The sequence below is a fragment of the Brevundimonas alba genome, from assembly GCF_011927945.1.
GTDB lineage: Bacteria > Pseudomonadota > Alphaproteobacteria > Caulobacterales > Caulobacteraceae > Brevundimonas > Brevundimonas alba.
Genome location: NZ_JAATJM010000001.1, coordinates 1,023,745 through 1,041,445 on the forward strand (window position 1 = coordinate 1,023,745; position 17,701 = coordinate 1,041,445).

The following is a 17,701-nucleotide window of genomic DNA, read 5'->3' on the forward strand; positions in this document are numbered from 1 at the left end:
TCGCGGCGGCCTTTCGTCTCAAGGGATAGACGCCCGGGACGGCTCAGCTGGGTTCGCCGCCGGCTCCTGCCGGACTCAGCTTCCAGCGGATCTTGGTCTCGGAATCGGTCCGGGCCGACCCGCGCACCACGATCTGCAGCGAACGCCGGGTCAGGCCCTCGTCGACATGGACCGAAGGCTCGATGGCCACGTCGGGTCCGTCGGTGCGGAACCACCAACCCCGGCCGGAGTGGCCGCGCAGCAGGATCGAGCGGCGATCGCGCGCCAAGGAGGCCTGCACCCCGGGCTCGAGCTGGAACCGCACCGCATAGGGCGCGGCGATGGCGCGGACGACCTCCTTCTGGCCGGGCGCGGGGTGCAGCCGTTCCTCGGCGCGCAGCTCGTCCAGCCGCTGGTCGAGATAGAGGCGGCGCTGGTGCAGCAGGCCGAAGTCGTGAACCCAGCCATCGTGCTCGGCCTCGAGCCAGACCGCGCCCTCGCCGTCGCGGCGATGGACGTCGAGATGCAGCGGCCGCGCGATCAGCCGCTGGCCCAGAAGATCGCCTTTCCAGCCGCCCAGCGGCGCGCCGGTCGAGGTTTCGCCCAGCGTCAGCGTCGAATGGCCGGGGGCAAGGCGCAGCCCCTGCCGGTCGGCCGCGCGGGGGCTCCAGCCGCAGCCGGTGATCAGCCGGTCGCGGCCGCAGACGATCTCCAGCGCCAGAGGCTGGGCGCAGGCGGCGGCGGACCAGGCGCCCCGCGCCGGAGCGGCGACGTCGGCGGCGACGGTTAGCAGCGGACTGCGAATGCGGGCGATGCCGCCGACGGTTCCAGTCGGCTCGGAGGCGGTCTCGTCGTGGGCCAGGGCGGCGGCCACGCGGGCCGGGTTCGACGGGCCTCCGCCCTGCATGGTGATCAGGCGCCCGTCGGGCAGGGTCTGGAACCGGGCCGCGACGGTCAGCCGGCGGATCGCCGCTCGCACCGGATCGGGCACCGCTTCAGACAGCTGGCCCAGCGCGTCCTCCAGCGTCAGCAGGTCGAGCAGCAGTTCGAGGCCCGCTTCCGGACTGCGCGAGGCGTGTCCGCCGTCTTCGCCGACGGTGCGAGACAGGGCGGCGGGCAGGGCGCGCAGGGCTCTACGGCGCAGCGCGGCGCCGGGCGCTCCGGCGAGCACGCAGCCCGCCACCGCCGCTGCGACCAGACGCTCCGCCTTCGCTGCTGCGCCGCCGGGCGGACGCAGCAGCTGCCGCGCCTGACGGCCGAGCACGTCGGCGAGCCGGACCCGCTCGGCCTCGGTCGCGACCTGTCCCATCCGGCGCGCGGCGCAGGCGAGATTGGAGGTCCGGCGCGCGAGAATAACGGGGTCCCATGCGAAGGGAGACCAGCGGGCGAAGACCGTCGCCCAGGTCAGGGTCAGACGCAGGGCCTCGCGGGCCCCGCGCTCTCCCTCAAGCATCAGCGACGGCAGCCAGGCAAAGGCGTGCAGTTCGACGGCGAAGGCGCGGGTCGGGCTGGGCCGGTTCCACGGATCCTCGGGCGCGGCTGCCTCGAGGCTGGAGCCTGCGAGAACGAATTTGCCACCGAGCGCCGCCTTGCCCACCGCGCCGTCGACCGGTCGGAAGTCGCGCGGGGTGGCGGCGAAGGCCTGGGCCACCCGGCCCTTGAGGGTCATCGCATAGCCAGGCAGGCCGTACAGCTCGATCCACAGCTGGCGGGTCAGCAATCGGCCGGCGAGGGCGGGCCACAGCCCGGGGCCTGTCGCCGCGTCCGTGGTCCGCACCGGCGTCCGCATCGGGGCGCCGCGCAGGCCGGGGATGGCGCCGGGCGCGGGCGCGTCGGCTTCGGGCCGGGAGAAGGGGCCGAGCGGGCTCATGTCGCCGTGGGCTGGGCGGCCTTCAGGGCCCGGATGTTGTCGGCATAGGCAGCCGCGCCGCCCTTGAACACCGCGGTTCCGGCGACCAGCGCATCGGCCCCGGCGGCGACACAGGCGCCGGCGTTGGCCGCGGTGACGCCGCCGTCGACCTGCAGGTGCGCTTTCGACCCGGCCGCATCGAGCAGGGCCCGGGTCCGCTCGATCTTGCGCAGGGTCGAGCCGATGAAGGACTGGCCGCCGAAGCCCGGATTGACCGACATCAACAGTACGAGGTCGACCAGCTCGATGACCTCCTCGACCACGGACACGGGCGTGCCCGGGTTCAGCACCACGCCTGCCTTGGCGCCCAGCTGGCGGATGCGGCCGAGGGTCCGATGCAGGTGCGGCCCGCTCTCAGGGTGGACTGTCAGATAGTCCGCCCCGGCCTCCCGATAGGCCTCAAGCCACGGATCGACCGGGGCCACCATCAGATGGACGTCGAAGGGCAAGGTGGTGTGCGGCCTTAGTGCCTTCACCACATCCGGACCGATGGTGATGTTGGGCACGAAATGCCCGTCCATCACATCGACGTGGACCCAGTCGGCGCCGGCGGCCTCCAGGGCAGCGACCTCTTCTCCCAGTCGGGCGAAGTCGCTGGCGAGGATCGACGGGCAGATCAGGGGCGCGGGCATGGTCCGGGGATAAGGCGGGTCGCGGGCCGTAGCAAGGCGCGGACTGGGTTTACGGCCAGTCAGCAGCTACACGGTTCGGTCATCGCCCCGCAGCGCGCTGGAGGACCCGCATGAGCGAACATCTGGCCACGATCGAATGGAGCCGGGACGGGCAGGAGTTCGCTGACCACCGCTACAGCCGCGCCCACGACTGGCGCTTCGACGGCGGCGCGGTGGTTCGCGGCTCGTCGGCCCCGACCAGCGTGCCGGTCCCCATGTCCGATCCGGCCGCCGTCGATCCGGAGGAGGCCCTGGTCGCCGCCGTGTCCAGTTGCCACATGCTGTTTTTTCTCGCCTTCGCGGCCAAGGCCGGCTTCGTCGTCGACCGCTACCGGGACGAAGCCTCCGGCGTATTGGGCCGTGACGACCGGGGCCGGATGTCTATCACCACGGTGACCCTCCGGCCCGAGGTGACCTGGTCCGGCGAGACACGACCGGATGCGGCTGCGCTCGGCGATCTGCACCACAGCGCGCACGAGGCCTGCTACATCGCCAACTCCATTCGCGCGACGGTGACGGTCGAGCCGCGCTGAAACGAAGCGCGGACAGCCGTTCACAGGCCGGAACAAATGAGGCACAAGGCGGCGATGCCCGCCGACTCAATCTCCGCCCCCGCCTCGCCGTCGCTGGCGGATGCGCGCGCGACGCTGGAGCGGGTCTGGGGCCACGCCGACTTCCGCGGCCGTCAGGCGGAGGTGGTCACGGAGGTTCTGGCCGGCCGGGACGTGCTCGCGGTGCTGCCGACCGGTGGCGGCAAGAGCGTCTGCTATCAGATCCCCGCCATCCTGAGGTCCGGCCTCGGCCTCGTGGTTTCGCCCCTGATCGCCCTGATGACCGATCAGGTCGAGGCGCTGCGGCAGCAGGGTGTGGCGGCCGCGCGGCTCGATTCCGGCGTCTCGCTCGACGATCGGTCGGAAATCTGGCGCGCGGCGCGGGCCGGGGAACTCGACCTACTCTATGTCTCGCCCGAGGGACTGGCCCAGCCGCATCTGATCGACCGGCTGCACGACCTGCCGCTCTCGCTGATCGCCATCGATGAAGCGCACTGCGTCTCGCAGTGGGGACACGACTTCCGTCCCGACTACCGCACCCTCGGCCGGCTGGCGGAACTGTTCCCCGGTGTGCCGAGGATCGCCGTCACCGCCACGGCCGACGCCCGCACCCGCGAGGACATCGTGCGCTCGCTGCGGCTCGGCGACGCCAGGGTAGTGGTCGACAGCTTCGCCCGGCCCAATCTGCAGCTGGCGGCGGTGCGCAAGGAGAACGGCTCCCGCGCCCGCACCGACGCCGCCGTGATCGATCTGGTCCGCCAGCGGCGCGGCAAGTCCGGCGTGGTCTATTGCGGCTCGCGCGACGGCTGCGAGCGGGTGGCGCAGGCGCTGCGCGACGCCGGGACCAACGCCATAGCCTATCACGCCGGAATGGAGGCGCGGGACCGCGACCGCCGGCTCGAACGCTTCCTCGCCGAAGACGGGGCGGTGATGGTGGCGACCATCGCCTTCGGCATGGGCGTGGACAAGGCGGACGTCCGGTTCGTCATCCACGCCGATCCGCCCGGATCGCTCGAGGCCTACTGGCAGGAGATCGGCCGGGCGGGGCGCGACGGCGAACCGGCCGAGGGCCTGACCCTCTACGGTCCGTCGGACATCGCCTGGACGCTGCGGCGGCTGGAAGGCCGGCCGATGGCGGAAGAGGTCAAGGCGGTGCAGGTGCGCAAGGCCCGCCAGCTGTTCGCCATGCTGGACGGCGCCGTCTGCCGCCCGCAGGCGGTGCGACGCTATTTCGGCGAGGGCGACGCCCAGCCCTGCGGCGTCTGCGACATCTGTCAGGACCCGCCCGCCCTGTTCGACGCCACAGTGCAGGCCCAGAAGGCGCTGGCGGCGGTCCAGCGGCTGGGCGAACGCTTCGGCCGCGGCCGGATCGTCGACCACCTGCTGGGCAAGACAAAGGACGTCCAGCCGTGGGAGACGGCCCTGTCGACCTGGGCCATCGGCGCAGACACGGCCCTGCACACCTGGCGCGACGTGCTCGACCACCTGATGTTCGAGGGGCTGCTGGTCGAGGATCCGAACGATGGCAAACCGCTGGTCAGACTGGGCGATCCCGAGGCGGTGCGCGCGGTTTATCGGGGCGAGCGGACGCTTGAAGTGCGGCTGGCCCCCGCCCGCGCCGTCGCCACACGGGAGCGGGTGCGCACAGGACGCAACGCCGCGCTCGAAACCATGGACGCCGATGTCCGCGCCCGATTCGAGACCCTGCGGGCGTGGCGTCGCGACCGCGCGGCCGAGCAGCGGGTGCCGCCCTATGTGATCTTCCAGGACAAGACCCTGCTGGAAATCGCCATGGCAGAACCCGGCGATCTCGAGCGCCTGTCGCATATCCCCGGCGTCGGTCAGACCAAATTGGACCGGTATGGCAAGGGCGTACTGGACGCGCTGGGGCGGCAGGCGGCCTGACCCAAAACGGGCGACCGATGTTCCCACGGTAAGATTCAGGCAAGGTCTCGGAAGGGGGGCCTTAAACTTTCGCCGTCACAGTCCGATGGTGATCCCCAGTCGCGCCCCCTCCCTGATCGACAAACTGGCCGTGGCCGTGGTCCACGAGCCCGTGCGCGCGGTGAATTCCTACGCTCCGCTTCCCGCGGGCGCGCGCGAGGAAGCGCTCCGTTTCCTGCTGCAGACCGCCGCCGACGCCGGCGTCACCCTGGTGGCGACCAAGCCCGAGGGCGACGGCGAGCGCAAACTGGGTCAGGCCTGGCCCTTCCCGTCGCCGTTCCGCGTCACCGTTCGCACCGTGCCCATCACCGAGGGACTGGACCGGGTCGAGGCCCGCGCCCGCCGTTCGCTAGAGCGGCTCGGTCTGCCCCGCGGCGACACCGTTCTGGTTTCCAGCGCCGGTGATCTGGCCGGCGCCGAGGGCCGCGCCCTGTGGGACCGGCTCGAAGCGCTCAAGGCCCGCGGCCTCTACCGCCACATCGGCTTCCGCGCGTCGATCGAAGACGGCCCCGCCCTGCTGGCGCGCCGTTTCCAGCCCGACGTCGTCGAACTGCCGCTGAACCTGCTCGACCAGCGGGCCCAGCACACCGGCGTTCTGGCGGAGCTGGCCTCCCTCAAGGTCGACGTCCACGCCACCTCCGTCTTCGCCGACGGCCTGCTGTTCATCAGCGGCGAGCCCCTGCCGCCCGAGATGGCGGTCCACGCCCACGCCCTGTCGCGCATCCGCCGCCGCCTTGCGGAGGCGCGGATCGATCCGATGCAGGCCACCCTCGCCTACGCCATGAGCCTGCCGGAAGTGTCCGCCGTCATCGCCAGCGTCGCCTCGGCGGCCGAGCTGCGCGCCGTGGTCGCCGCCGCCAACGCCCCGACGCCCGCGCTCGACTGGGCCGCCCTGCAGCTGGAGCCGGCGACGGTCGCCGCCGCCGGCTCCAGTCTTCAAGGGAATGGGCGCGTCAGTAGCGCAGCCTGATCCCGAGGTAGCCGGACCGCCCCGGCTCTCCGTATCCCAGCACCTGCTGATAGCGCTCGTCCGCCAGGTTCTCGATCCGCGCCGTCAGCGACACCTGATCCGTCAGGGCCAAGGCGCCGTTCAGATTGGCGGTGACGAAGGCCTCGCGGACACCACCCGCGTCGTCCTGTTCGCTCTCGCCGCGCACTGTCAGCGCCGCCGACAGACGCTCTCCCGTCCAGCCGAGAGTCGCTGATCCGGCCTGCTCAGGCACGCGCAGCAGCCGCGCGCCGGTGGTCTCGTCGCGCGCATCGGTCCAGGCCCAGGCGAGGCCCAGGTCGAAACCGCCGCCCAGCCGCGCCCGGCCCTCCAGCTCGACTCCGTCCGTCGCCGTCTCGGCCACATTGACGTAATAGCTGTCGAAGGTGACGGGATCGAAGACGTAGGTGATCTGGTCCTCGACCTCGAGCCGGTAGGCGGTCAGCCGCCCCTCGATCCGCCCGTCCGCCGAGGCCCAGCCGACCGCCGCCTCATAGCCTTCCGCCCTCTCGGGCCGCAGCACCGGGAAGGGCTGGGACGAGAAGCAGAAGTCGCACACCGCCTGGCTGATCGACGGCGCCTTGAATCCCGTCCCGTACGCCGCCGACAAGGTCACGCCGCCACCGACGTCGAACGCCGCCGAAACCCGGCCCGTCGTCTTCGAGCCGAAATCGTCCGTCTCGTCGAACCGCAGGGCCCCGGACAGGCTCAGGCGGCTCGAGGGCTCGATCCGCGCCGTGGCGAAGGCCGAACTCGTGCCGAGGTCCTCGGTCAGGCCCGTCGAGAGGCTGCCCTCCGTCTCCTCCCGCTCGGCGCCGACCACAAAGGCGACGCCGCCCGCCGCCCCGTCTGCCTGCCAGCGCAGGATCTGCCGGTCCGCCTCGAACGCGGACGAGAAGGCAGAAACCGTCTCGCGCGCGATGTCCGAGGCCGAGAGGCTGAACTGGTGCGACAGGCCGAACGCATCCAGGCGCAGCCTGCCGAACCCCGACCACTGCTCGCTCTCCTGCGTGTCGTCGGTATCGGCGAGGACGAAGGCCGGGGCCGGATAGCCGTCCAGATCCGCCTCGCTCTCCGTCCAGCGGATCGAACCGTCCACCGACACGGCCTGGCTGAAGAGATACCGTCCCCGCGCGCCGGCCGTGGTCGACCTGAACCCGTCAGCTTCGGTATTCCCGTCCGCCTCGTCCGCCGCGGAGATGCCGTCCGTGTCGAAACGCGAGACCCAGGCGCCGAAACCGTAGCGGTCGGCGGAGACGCCCGCTGCGGCCCGGCCGCGCACCGTGCCGAACGACCCGGCCTCCGCTTCCAGCGCCACACCGTCGAGGTCGCGGGTGGTGAAGGCGATCACCCCGCCGATCGCGTCCGAGCCCCACAGCGATGACTGCGGCCCCGACAGCACCTCGATCCGCTCGATGTCCGACAGTTCAAGGCCCGAGAAGTCGAAGGCGCCGTTGACCTCGGCCGGATCGTTGACCGGCACGCCGTCGACCAGCACGAGCGTCTTGCCCGGCGAGGCGCCCCGCATCCGCACCTGGGCCACGCCGCCGAATGCCCCTGAGCGGACCACGGACAAGCCCGGCACATCGGTCAGTATGTCGGCCGCGAAGACCGCGCCGCGCTGGTCGATCACGGACCGGTCGATGACGCGGGCTCCGGGCGTGTCGCCGACGATGGCCGCCAGGCGGGTGGCGGTGACCACCACCTCCGGCAAGGCGTCGGGGTCATCCGGCGTCTGGGCGTGAGCACACACGGGAAGGAACACGGCCGCGGCCGTGGCGAGAAGCAGGGATCGCATCAGCGATGTCTCCGTCGTCCCCGCGCGAGCGCATCGCGGCGACGGGGGAAGGGCGACCGACACATACCCCGTTCGGGGTATGACGCAGGTGTCGGGTCGCCTCGACGGATCACCGCGCCTCTGTCTGGTCCCGGACAGCGGACGTGCGACGTCGGCGGCCAGGTCTCCTGGCTTGCGGGTCAAAAGCCGCCGTCCACGCCTTCCCGGCGTCCCGAATGAACGCCAGTGACGCCGGAGATCGCTCTCCGGACCGGACGACGGCCTCGCCGCCTACAGTTGCGGGCACAGCCGCGGTGTTGGACCGCGTTCCCTTAACCGCCTGCGGGGCTTGTCGCAGCGCGGTGAAGCCTGTGCAAGGTCTGGAGACGCCGCTTGAGCCCACCGGCGCATTCCGTCACCTTGCGCCGCTCAGATGAACGCCCCCCTCGCCCATCCGCCGAAAGCCGCAGACCTGCCGTCCGCCGAGGGCGTGACGCCGGTGATGGCGCAATTCCTCGCCGCCAAGGCGCAGGCGCCGGACGCGATCCTGTTCTTCCGCATGGGCGATTTCTACGAGCTGTTCTTCAGGGATGCCGAGATCGCCGCGGCGGCGCTGGGCATCACCCTGACCAAGCGCGGCAAGCATCAGGGCGAGGACATTCCGATGGCCGGGGTGCCGGTCCATGCGCTGGACGGCTATCTCGCGCGGCTGATCCGGCAGGGCTTCAAGGCGGCGATCTGCGAGCAACTGGAGGCCCCGTCCGAGGCGAAGAAGCGCGGCTCCAAGGCCGTCGTGCATCGTGACATCGTCCGCGTCGTCACGCCGGGAACCCTGACCGAAGACTCGCTGCTGGATGCGCGCGGCGCCAATCGGCTGGCGGCCGTGGCGATCCGCAAGGGCCGGGCGGCCGTGGCGGTGGTCGAGTTGTCGGCCGGCTCGGTCGATGTCGTCGCCTGTTCGCTGGAAGACTTGGCCGCGACGCTGGCGTCGTTCCGCCCCTCAGAGGTGCTGGTCCCGGACCGTCTGTTCTCGGACGAGGCGGCGAAGGCGGCGCTCGACGGCTCGGGCGGCGTGGTCCAGGTCCTGCCCCAGGCGCTGACGGAGCCGGTCGGCGCGCGCGCCCGGGTCGAGCGGCTCTACGGCGTCGCCTCGCTGGATGGGTACGGCGCCTTTGAGGAGGCGGAAGTCTCGGCGCTGGGACTGATCGCCGCCTATCTGGAGACGACCCAGGCCGGCAAGATTCCGGCTCTGTCGCCGCCGCGCCGCTCGGGCGACACGGGCTTCCTCGCCATCGATCCGGCGACGCGGCTCAGCCTCGAGATCGACCGCACCCAACGCGGCGAGCGAGACGGATCCCTGCTGGCCTGTATCGACCGCACGGTCACCTCCGGGGGCGCGCGGGCCCTGGCAGAACGGATCGCCCGGCCGCTGCGCGACACGACCGCCATCAACCACGGCCTCGACGCCGTTGAATGGCTGTTGGAACGCCGCGATCTCCGCCGCGACCTGCGGGACGGGCTGAAGGCCGCGCCCGACGTGGCGCGCGCCGTCTCGCGTCTGGCGCTCGGCCGCGGCGGCCCGCGCGATCTGGCGGCGATCCGCACCGGCCTGTCGGTGGCCGAAGGCATCGCCGGCCTGTTCCCGCCTGAGCGCAACCCGCTGACCGGGCCGCCCGCGCGACTGGCCGCCTGTCTTGAGCGGCTGACGCTGTCGCCGGACACGGGCGGGCTGCTGGTCGATCTGGCCGAGGGTCTGGTCGCCGAGCCGCCGCATCTCGCCCGCGACGGCGGCTTCGTGAACCCGGCTTTCCGCCCCGAGCTGGACGAAGCCCGCCGCCTGCGCGACGACAGCCGCCGCGTGGTTGCCGATCTGGAGGCGCGGGCCGTCACCGACTCCGGCGTGCCGTTCAAGATCCGCCACAACGCCGTGCTCGGCTATTTCCTCGAGGCCAGCGCCAGGGCCGCCGAGCCATTGCTGCGTCCGACCGGCGACAGCCCCTACATCCACCGCCAGACCCTCGCCAATCAGGTCCGCTTCACCACCGTCGAACTGTCGGAGCTCGACGCCAAGATCAGTCAGGCGGGCCACCGCGCCCTCGCCATCGAGGGTGACACCTTCGAGGTGTGGCGGCGCACGGTCCAGTCGCTCGCCCAGCCCCTGCAGGCGGTCGCCGAGGCGCTGGCCGAGCTCGACGCCCACGCCGCCCTGGCGCAGTGGGCCGAGGAGGTCGGGGCGGTCCGTCCGACCGTCGACGACACCGCCTGTTTCGAGGTCACGGCAGGACGCCATCCGGTGGTCGAGGCGGCGGTCAAGTCCGCGGGCGATCCCTACACTCCGAACGACTGCCGCTTGGACGGCTCCGGGGCGGGCTGTGCGCGGCTGTCGATCGTCACCGGTCCCAACATGGCCGGCAAGTCGACCTTCCTGCGCCAGAACGCCCTGCTGGTGGTGCTGGCCCAGGCCGGCGCCTTCGTGCCCGCCAAATCCATGCGGCTCGGCGTTGTCGATCGCCTGTTCAGCCGCGTCGGCGCCGGAGACGACCTCGCGCGCGGCCGCTCCACCTTCATGATGGAGATGGTCGAGACCGCCGCCATCCTGACCCAGGCCACGGACCGCAGCTTCGTGGTGCTGGACGAGATCGGCCGCGGCACCGCCACCTATGACGGCCTCGCCATCGCCTGGGCCGTGGCCGAGGCCCTGCACGACCGCAACCGCGCCCGCACCCTCTTCGCCACCCATTATCACGAGCTCGCGGGGCTGGAGACGCGGCTGGCCCACGTCTGCAATCTGTCGATGAAGGCGAAGGAGTGGAACGGCGACCTCGTCTTCCTGCACGAGGCCGCGCCCGGCGCCGCCGACCGTTCCTATGGGGTGCAGGTGGCCAAGCTGGCGGGTGTCCCCGCGGCGGTGGTCGGCCGCGCCCGCGAGGTTCTGGACCGGCTGGAGGGCGAGAAGTCGGCGGCGATCAGCCTCGACGACCTGCCGCTGTTCGCGATCGCCGAGCCACCACCACCGCCCCCGTCGTCCGCCTTGAAGGACGCGCTCTCGGCCATCGAGCCGGACGAACTGTCGCCGCGCGAGGCGCTGGAAGCCCTCTACCGGCTCAAGGCGATCAAGGCCTAGCTCGCCCGGGCGAAATCGAGGACGCAGACCCGGCGCCACACCCGGTGCGGGGCGCAGGCCGATCCCACGAGGCCGTAGACCGGATTGAACAGGATGCGGCGGTGACCCCTGTCCGGCACCCCGTCGTCGACGATCAGCTGCAGGATCACGTCCTCGGCGCGGTCAGGGCCGTAGGCGATGGCCTCACCCGTCGCGGACCAGCGGCCACGGCGGCGCATGCGGTCCGCGGGACTGGAGCCGTCAGCCCCGGTATGGGCGACGGCTCCGCTGAGGGCCTGATCCGTCGCGTGCTCGCCGGCGGCCTGGTCGAGACCCGGGTTGCCTCGCAGAGCCGGAAGCGGCGCCTGCGCCTCGAGGAAGGCGATCGCCTCGTCCACCGCCGCCGTGCCCTCATTGGTGACGATGGCCGTCTCTCCGGGGCGCTCGATGCGATCTCCCCTGAACAGGGCGCGGAAGGCGCGGACCTTCCGGGCATAGCCGGCGGGATCGGTCCGGGCGGCGTTGAGCTCCTCGATGAGGTCGGCGCGATAGACCGCGTCCGGCAGATTAGCGGCGGGAGATACGACTCCCGGTGACGAGGCCACGGCGGGCGCGCAGCCGGCTATCAGGCCGGCGAGCAGCAGCCCTGTGATCCTGATCATGCCCGGCCCTCCACAACGTCGTGAGCCACTGTCGCGCAGGCCCGCGCGCCGGTCTATACCGGCGGCATGAGCGCCCGCAGCCGCCGCCCCGCAGACACCGCAGACGTCCGCGGCGCCGACAGTGACGGCTGGGTCGAGGCGGCGTCGGCTGCCGATCCCCGCGCGGCCGCCACGGCGCTTCTCCGTCAGTCGTGGGATGCGGCGAGGGCGCGTGCGGCCCTGCGGCTGGAACACGGCCTCGGCGGTGTCGAGGTGGCGCGGCTCCATGCGGCCGCGGCGGACGAGATGCTGGTTTCGCTATGGCGGTTCGCGACGGAACGCCTCTACCCCGCCCCCAATCCAACCGAGGCCGAGCGGCTCAGCCTGATCGCGGTCGGCGGCTACGGACGCGGCGTGCTGGCGCCCTTCTCCGATCTCGACCTGCTGTTCCTGCGGCCGTGGAAGCCGATCCCGCGCACCGAACAGGTGATCGAGTTCATGCTCTACGTCCTGTGGGATCTGGGCGTGAAGGTCGGCCAGTCGTCCCGCTCCGTCGACGACTGCCTCGCTCTGGCGAAGAGCGACATGACCGTCCGTACGGCGCTTCTCGAGGCGCGCCCGCTCGCCGGCGACGAAAAGCTGGCGGCCGACTTCATCGCCCGCTTCCGCGCCTTGGTCACCAAGGCCGACCCGCGCCCCTTCATCGCCGCCAAGCTGGAGGAGCGCGACACGCGGCATCAGAAGGCCGGGGCGGTGCGCTATCGGGTCGAGCCCAACGTCAAGGACGGCAAGGGCGGGCTGCGCGACCTCAACACCCTGTTCTGGATCGCCCGCTCGCTGGCGCCCGACAGCCCGCTCGGCGCACGGGTCATGGACGATCTGCTGACCCCGCGTGAGCGCCGCACCTTCGAGGAGGCCTTCGACTTCCTGTGGCGCACCCGGGCCCACCTGCACCTCGTCGCCGGGCGGGCAGAAGAGAAGCTGACCTTCGACCTCCAGCCCGAGGTGGCGCGGCGGATGGGCTGGCGCGGACGCGGGGACGAGCCGGCCGTCGAGCGCTTCATGCGCCGCTATTTCATCGTCGCCCGCGACGTCGGCGCCCTGACCCGCGCCCTGTCCGCCAAGCTGGAGGCGCGGCAGCAGAAGCCGACGCTCAGCCTGTCGCGGCTGATTCCGGGCCGCAAACGCAAGCTGGGCGTCGAGGGCTTCATCGAGGACAGCGGGCGGCTGTCGGTGACCGGGCCCGAGGTCTTCGTCGCCGCGCCCGAGAAGCTGCTGATGCTGTTCCGATGCGCCGACGCCCACGATCTGGACCTGCACCCGGACGCCTTCTCGGCGGTCAGTCGGTCGCTGTCGCTGGTCACGCCGTCGCTGCGCCGGGACCCAGAGGCGACCCGCGCCTTCCTCGACATACTGGCGCAGGGCCAGCGGCCCTACCGGGTGCTGACGCTGATGAACGAGACGGGGCTGCTGGGGCGCTTTCTTCCGGAATGGGGGCGGATCGTCGGCCAGACCCAGTTCAACATGTATCACGCCTATACGGTCGACGAGCACACGCTGCAGGCCATCGGCATCATCAACGACATCTGGCGCGGCAAGCTGAAGGCCGAGCATCCGACCGCGACGGAGATCGTCCACCGCATCGACGACTTCGAGGCCCTGATGTTGGCCATGCTGCTGCACGACGTGGGCAAGGGCGGCGACCGGGGGCAGTTGGAGGACGGGGCCATTGCCGCCCGCCGCGCCTGCGACCGGCTGGGCCTCGATCCGCGCCGGACCGAGTTCGTGGTCTGGCTGGTGCGCAACCACCTGGCGCTCAGCGACTACGCCCAGAAGCGCGATGTGTCGGACCCGGAGACGGTGCGCGCCTTCACCGAGCTGGTCGGCGATCCCGAACGGCTGCGCACCCTGCTGATCCTGACCGTGGCCGACATCCGCGCCGTCGGGCCGGGGGTCTGGAACGGCTGGAAGGGCCAGCTGATCCGCGACCTCTATCTACGCACCGAGGCAGCGTTCCGGGGCGAAGATCTCAGCGGCGCCGACCCGCTGGACGACTATCCCGAACTGATGGCCCGCGCCCGCCAGCACGGCGCGGCGGCCGCGGTTCTGGACATGGCGGCCGATCCCGAGGGCGAGCATCCGGCGGCGCGGGTCGCGGTCGCCGCGACGGACCGCCCCGGCCTGTTCGCTGATCTGGCGGAGGCCCTGGCCGCGGCGGGAGCCGACGTCGTCGGCGCGCGGGTGGCGACGGCCGAGGACGGCGCGGCGCTCGATGTGTTCGAACTGCAGGACGGCGCCGGGGCTCCCTATGGCCAGGCCGAGCCCCGCCGGCTCGACCGCCTGCTCAAGGCGCTGGAAGCCGCCGCCCGAGGGCAGGCGGGAAGCCCCCGTCCGTCTCCGCCGCCGTTCAATGCCCGGCGCGCCGCCTTCGACGTAAGGCCCACGACCATCGTCGATCTGGAGCACAGCCCCACCGCCGCCGTGGTCGAGGTCTCGGGCGCCGACCGGCCGGGGCTGCTGGCCGATCTGGCGCGCGTGCTCGCGGGCGCCGGCCTGTCGATCCGCTCGGCCCATATCGCCGGCTTCGGCGAGCGCGCCGTCGACAGTTTCTACGTGACCGACGCCAAGGGCCGGAAGCCCAGGGCCGGCGCGCCGCTGGACCGGCTTCGCGCCGATCTGGAGGCGGTTCTGGACCGCAAGGAGCGGGGCGAGGCCGGCCTCTCGGCGCCGGTGCGGGCCAGCTTGCGCGACGTCTCCGAACTCGGACGGCTGCGGCCCGCGCGGCGCCCCAGACCGGACCCCGTATCGCGCGCGCCGGAAGCAGGCTAAGGCGCGGATATGGCCGAGAAGAACCTGCCCGAGACCGAACCCATGGAAGCCGCTCCGCCGGTGCCCTCGGCGTCGGGCACGAGCGAGCCTCTCGTCCAGCCGCCGGCCTCGGCGACGACCGCGCGCAAGGGCGGCGGCATGATGCGCTCCTCGGCCATCTTCAGCGGCCTGACTTTGGTCAGCCGGCTCGCCGGTTTCGCCCGCGACGTGGTCATTTCGGCGGCGCTCGGCGCCTCGGCGGGACCGGCCGCGGACGCCTACAACACCGCCCTCAACTTCCCCAACCTGTTCCGCCGCATCTTCGCCGAAGGGGCCTTCGCCGCCGCCTTCGTCCCCGCCTACGCCCGCACCCTGCAGGTCGAGGGCGAAGAGGTGGCCGACAAGGTCGCGACGGATGCCCTAGCCGCCGTCGCCTTCGCCACCGTCCTGCTGACCATCGTCGCCCAACTGACGATGCCGTGGCTGATGACGGTCATCAACGTCGGCTTCCTCGACGATCCGGCGCGGTTCAAGCTGGCGGTGATCCTGACCCAGATCACCATGCCCTACCTGCCGTGCATGGCCATCGCGGCCCTGCTGTCGGGGGTGCTCAATGCGCGAGGCCGGTTCATCGTCTCGGGCGCCTATCCGATCCTGCTCAACCTGATCATGCTGGCCGCCGTCATTCCGGCCCGGGGCGACCAGATCGGCGCCGCCTACGCCGCGTCATGGGCCGTGCTGGCGGCGGGTGTCTCGCAGGCGGGACTGTGCTGGTGGGCGGCCCGCAAGGCCGGCGCCGACATCCGTCTCGGCCTCCCCAAGCTGACCCCGGCGGTCAAGGCCATCATCATCACCGCCGTCCCCGCCGCCATCGGCAACTCCGCAACCCAGATCAACGTCTTCATCTCCGGCAACCTCTCCAGCTTCGTGGCCGGGGGACGGACCTGGCTGGCCACTGCCGACCGGCTCTACCAGCTGCCGCTCGGCCTCGTCGGCGTGGCCATCGGCATCGCCCTGCTGCCGCGCCTGTCACGCGCCGTCGCCTCGCAGGATCACGAGCAGCAGCAGGCCTCAATGGACGAGGCCCTGACGCTGTCCATGGCCCTGACCCTGCCGGCCGCCGCGGCCCTGATGGCCATGCCCTATTTCCTGATCGACGCCCTGTTCACCCGCGGGGCCTTCCTTCAGGTCGACGCCATCAACACAGCCCGCGCCCTGTTCCAGTTCGGCTGGGGCGTGCCGGCCTTCGTCCTGATCCGCATCCTCGCCCCCGCCTTCTTCGCCCGGGGAGATACGCGCACGCCGATGATCTTCGCCCTGGTCTCGGTGGTGGTGAACGCGGCGCTCGCCATCGGGCTGTTCAAGCTCGGCTGGGGCATTGCCGGGATCGCGGCGGCTGTGTCGGGCGCGGCCTGGACCAACGTCCTGCTGCTGGGCGGCGCCCTCTGGCGGCGCGGCGTCTATCGACCGAGCGTGGCGGCCTTGTCTCGGCTGGCGCGGATCGCCGTGGCCGCCGCGGGGCTGGCGGTGGTCGTCGGGCTGGCGGCCGCCTTCCGCTCCAGCTTCGAGGCTCCGGTCGCCAACCTGCTCGCTTCGCTGGGCGCGGGCCATGGCGCGAAGGAATCGGCGCTGCTTCTGGTCACGGCCGCGGGCGGGCTGACCTATCTGATCCTCGCCTTCGCCACCCGCGCCGTCACCATGGCCGAGGTCAGAACCCTGATCCGCCGTTCACGCTAGGAATCCCGCGCCGCGGCGGCTTGCCCTCGCGGTCCCGCTGGGGCATGTGCCGCCCATGTCAGACGCCCCGAACTCCTCCCCCGCTCCGGCCGCCTACGCCGGTCCGCGCCGCGTTCTCAGCGGCATCCAGGCGTCCGGCGCCCTGCACCTCGGCAACTACCTCGGCGCCCTCAAGCGGTTCACCCAGCTGCAGGACACGGGCGCGCCCTGCCTGCTGTTCGTGGCCGACCTGCACGCCATCACGGTCTGGCAGGACCCGGCCCTGCTGACCGCCCAGACGCGCGAGATCGCCGCCGCCTATCTGGCCTCGGGCCTCGACCCGGCCCGCTCGATCATCTTCCCGCAGTCGGCCGTGCGCGCCCATGCCGACCTGGCCTGGATCTTCAACTGCGTCGCCCGGCTCGGCTGGCTCGACCGGATGACCCAGTTCAAGGAGAAGTCCGGCAAGCACAAGGAACGCTCCTCGGTCGGCCTCTACACCTATCCGGTGCTGCAGGCGGCCGACATCCTGCTCTACAAGGCCACCGAGGTGCCGACGGGCGAGGACCAGAAGCAGCACTTGGAGCTGACCCGCGACATCGCCGCCAAATTCAACAACGACTTCAACGCACCGGGTTTCTTCCCCCTGCCCGAGCCATTGACCCAGGGCCCGGCGCCGCGCGTCATGAGCCTGCGCGACGGGGCGGCCAAGATGTCCAAGTCCGATCCGTCGGACCAGTCGCGCATCAATCTGACCGACGACGCCGACACCATCCTGGCCAAGGTCCGCAAGGCCAAGACCGATCCGGAACCGCTTCCGGAGACCATCGAGGCGCTGGACGCCCGGCCCGAGGCGAAAAACCTCGTCACCATCTACGCCGCCCTCGCAGACCTCAGCCGCGAACAGGTGCTGGCCGAGTTCGGCGGGCAGGGCTTCGGCGCCTTCAAGCCGAAACTGGCCGACCTCGCCGTCGCCTCCATGGCCCCGGTCACCGCCGAAATGCGCCGCCTGATGGCCGATCCGACCGAGATCGACCGCGTGCTGAAGGACGGCGCCGAGCGGGCGACCGCCATCGCCGATCCGGTGCTGGACGACGTGAAGCAGATCGTCGGCTTCTGGAGGGGTTGAGGATGCTGTTCGGTGTTTTCGGGGCGGCCATCGCCGTCACACTGACGGCCACGGGCGCGGCCCTCGCGCAGGACGCGCCCGCAACAGCGGAGGCTGGCGATCTGACCGTCAGCCAAGCCACGATGATGGGATGGAATTCCTCGCACACCGGGCTGGGCGGCGAGGTCAGCTTTACCGTGCGCAACCTGGGCGAAGCCGACCGGGTCGTTTCGGTGAACTCGCCCGCGGGTCCGCCGGGAGAAGTCTCGGTGCAGGTCGCGCGCAATGGTCAAGCCATCCGTCTGGAACCGGGCGACGCCAGCGTCGCCGCCGCTGTCGACGGTCAGCCCGGTCTCTCGCGGGTTACCGCCCAGTTGACGGGACTGGCGCACGGCCGTCCCTCCTCCGTGCCGACCACCGTCACGGTGACCTTCGAGCGGGCGGGGCAGGTGACGGTTTCTGCGACCCCCGTGTCGCCCGCGCCGCCGCCTGCACAGTGATCCGGC

Annotated in this window: 12 protein-coding genes and 1 riboswitch; of the genes, 8 read left to right on the plus strand and 4 right to left on the minus strand. The window is 71.7% G+C overall.

What is annotated here, in order from left to right; translation table 11 throughout:
* Nucleotides 1–43: 43 nt before the first annotated feature.
* Together GGQ87_RS05115 and rpe are read right to left on the minus strand one after the other, a co-directional pair.
* Nucleotides 44–1,849 (minus strand): heparinase II/III family protein, encoded by a 1,806-nt coding sequence (locus tag GGQ87_RS05115; protein ID WP_168045607.1) that lies wholly within the window; start codon nucleotides 1,847–1,849, stop codon nucleotides 44–46.
* The gene (gene rpe, locus GGQ87_RS05120) at nucleotides 1,846–2,520 is read right to left on the minus strand and encodes a ribulose-phosphate 3-epimerase (protein ID WP_168045608.1); all 675 of its coding nucleotides are present in this window, start codon (nucleotides 2,518–2,520) and stop codon (nucleotides 1,846–1,848) included. Before rpe ends, GGQ87_RS05115 begins: the two co-directional genes overlap by 4 nt.
* Before the next feature lie 110 nt (nucleotides 2,521–2,630).
* Between rpe and GGQ87_RS05125 the strand changes: the two genes are divergently transcribed.
* The 3 genes from GGQ87_RS05125 to GGQ87_RS05135 all read left to right on the plus strand — a co-directional run bounded on the left by GGQ87_RS05125 (nucleotide 2,631) and on the right by GGQ87_RS05135 (nucleotide 6,024).
* Complete coding sequence (locus tag GGQ87_RS05125; protein WP_168045609.1) at nucleotides 2,631–3,092, plus strand: OsmC family protein; 462 nt, start codon at nucleotides 2,631–2,633, stop codon at nucleotides 3,090–3,092.
* Between the two features lie 54 nt (nucleotides 3,093–3,146).
* On the plus strand, nucleotides 3,147–5,015 hold the full coding sequence (recQ, locus tag GGQ87_RS05130) for a DNA helicase RecQ (RefSeq protein WP_168045610.1): 1,869 nt from the start codon (nucleotides 3,147–3,149) through the stop codon (nucleotides 5,013–5,015).
* Between the two features lie 85 nt (nucleotides 5,016–5,100).
* Nucleotides 5,101–6,024 carry an aldo/keto reductase gene (locus GGQ87_RS05135; RefSeq protein ID WP_168045611.1) on the plus strand — a complete coding sequence of 308 codons (924 nt, stop codon included), beginning with the start codon at nucleotides 5,101–5,103 and terminating at the stop codon, nucleotides 6,022–6,024.
* Here the strand turns inward: GGQ87_RS05135 and GGQ87_RS05140 are convergent.
* Nucleotides 6,008–7,840: a TonB-dependent receptor plug domain-containing protein gene (locus tag GGQ87_RS05140; RefSeq protein WP_209282392.1), complete on the minus strand. Its 1,833-nt coding sequence runs from the start codon at nucleotides 7,838–7,840 to the stop codon at nucleotides 6,008–6,010. The genes GGQ87_RS05135 and GGQ87_RS05140 overlap by 17 nt on opposite strands.
* 160 nt (nucleotides 7,841–8,000) lie before the next feature.
* Nucleotides 8,001–8,152, minus strand: a riboswitch (cobalamin riboswitch).
* A gap of 100 nt (nucleotides 8,153–8,252) precedes the next feature.
* Here GGQ87_RS05140 and mutS point away from each other — a divergent pair.
* Entirely contained in the window at nucleotides 8,253–10,943 is a 2,691-nt protein-coding gene (gene mutS, locus GGQ87_RS05145) for a DNA mismatch repair protein MutS (RefSeq protein ID WP_168045612.1), read from the plus strand.
* On the opposite strand, the gene GGQ87_RS05150 is transcribed toward mutS, so the two are convergent.
* Nucleotides 10,940–11,584, minus strand: a complete 645-nt coding sequence (locus GGQ87_RS05150) for a CAP domain-containing protein (RefSeq protein WP_168045613.1) — start codon at nucleotides 11,582–11,584, stop codon at nucleotides 10,940–10,942. The two genes, mutS and GGQ87_RS05150, sit on opposite strands and share 4 nt — an antisense overlap.
* Nucleotides 11,585–11,650: 66 nt before the next feature.
* Between GGQ87_RS05150 and glnD the strand changes: the two genes are divergently transcribed.
* From glnD to GGQ87_RS05170, 4 genes are read left to right on the plus strand one after another with little or no spacing between them, the layout of a single operon-like run.
* Complete coding sequence (glnD, locus tag GGQ87_RS05155) at nucleotides 11,651–14,392, plus strand: [protein-PII] uridylyltransferase (RefSeq protein WP_168045614.1); 2,742 nt, start codon at nucleotides 11,651–11,653, stop codon at nucleotides 14,390–14,392.
* 9 nt (nucleotides 14,393–14,401) lie between these two features.
* Nucleotides 14,402–16,108 carry a murein biosynthesis integral membrane protein MurJ gene (murJ, locus tag GGQ87_RS05160; RefSeq protein ID WP_168045615.1) on the plus strand — a complete coding sequence of 569 codons (1,707 nt, stop codon included), beginning with the start codon at nucleotides 14,402–14,404 and terminating at the stop codon, nucleotides 16,106–16,108.
* 55 nt (nucleotides 16,109–16,163) lie between these two features.
* Nucleotides 16,164–17,216, plus strand: a complete 1,053-nt coding sequence (gene trpS, locus GGQ87_RS05165) for a tryptophan--tRNA ligase (protein ID WP_168045616.1) — start codon at nucleotides 16,164–16,166, stop codon at nucleotides 17,214–17,216.
* 2 nt (nucleotides 17,217–17,218) lie between these two features.
* Complete coding sequence (locus tag GGQ87_RS05170) at nucleotides 17,219–17,695, plus strand: hypothetical protein (protein ID WP_168045617.1); 477 nt, start codon at nucleotides 17,219–17,221, stop codon at nucleotides 17,693–17,695.
* Nucleotides 17,696–17,701 lie beyond the last annotated feature (6 nt).

Bases quoted from the DNA above. Each gene is read 5' to 3' on its own strand.
- GGQ87_RS05115 (WP_168045607.1), bottom strand. From the start codon at position 1,849: ATGAGCCCGCTCGGCCCCTTCTCCCGGCCCGAAGCCGACGCGCCCGCG.
- rpe (WP_168045608.1), bottom strand. From the start codon at position 2,520: ATGCCCGCGCCCCTGATCTGCCCGTCGATCCTCGCCAGCGACTTCGCC.
- GGQ87_RS05125 (WP_168045609.1), top strand. From the start codon at position 2,631: ATGAGCGAACATCTGGCCACGATCGAATGGAGCCGGGACGGGCAGGAG.
- recQ (WP_168045610.1), top strand. From the start codon at position 3,147: ATGCCCGCCGACTCAATCTCCGCCCCCGCCTCGCCGTCGCTGGCGGAT.
- GGQ87_RS05135 (WP_168045611.1), top strand. From the start codon at position 5,101: ATGGTGATCCCCAGTCGCGCCCCCTCCCTGATCGACAAACTGGCCGTG.
- GGQ87_RS05140 (WP_209282392.1), bottom strand. From the start codon at position 7,840: ATGCGATCCCTGCTTCTCGCCACGGCCGCGGCCGTGTTCCTTCCCGTG.
- mutS (WP_168045612.1), top strand. From the start codon at position 8,253: ATGAACGCCCCCCTCGCCCATCCGCCGAAAGCCGCAGACCTGCCGTCC.
- GGQ87_RS05150 (WP_168045613.1), bottom strand. From the start codon at position 11,584: ATGATCAGGATCACAGGGCTGCTGCTCGCCGGCCTGATAGCCGGCTGC.
- glnD (WP_168045614.1), top strand. From the start codon at position 11,651: ATGAGCGCCCGCAGCCGCCGCCCCGCAGACACCGCAGACGTCCGCGGC.
- murJ (WP_168045615.1), top strand. From the start codon at position 14,402: ATGGCCGAGAAGAACCTGCCCGAGACCGAACCCATGGAAGCCGCTCCG.
- trpS (WP_168045616.1), top strand. From the start codon at position 16,164: ATGTCAGACGCCCCGAACTCCTCCCCCGCTCCGGCCGCCTACGCCGGT.
- GGQ87_RS05170 (WP_168045617.1), top strand. From the start codon at position 17,219: ATGCTGTTCGGTGTTTTCGGGGCGGCCATCGCCGTCACACTGACGGCC.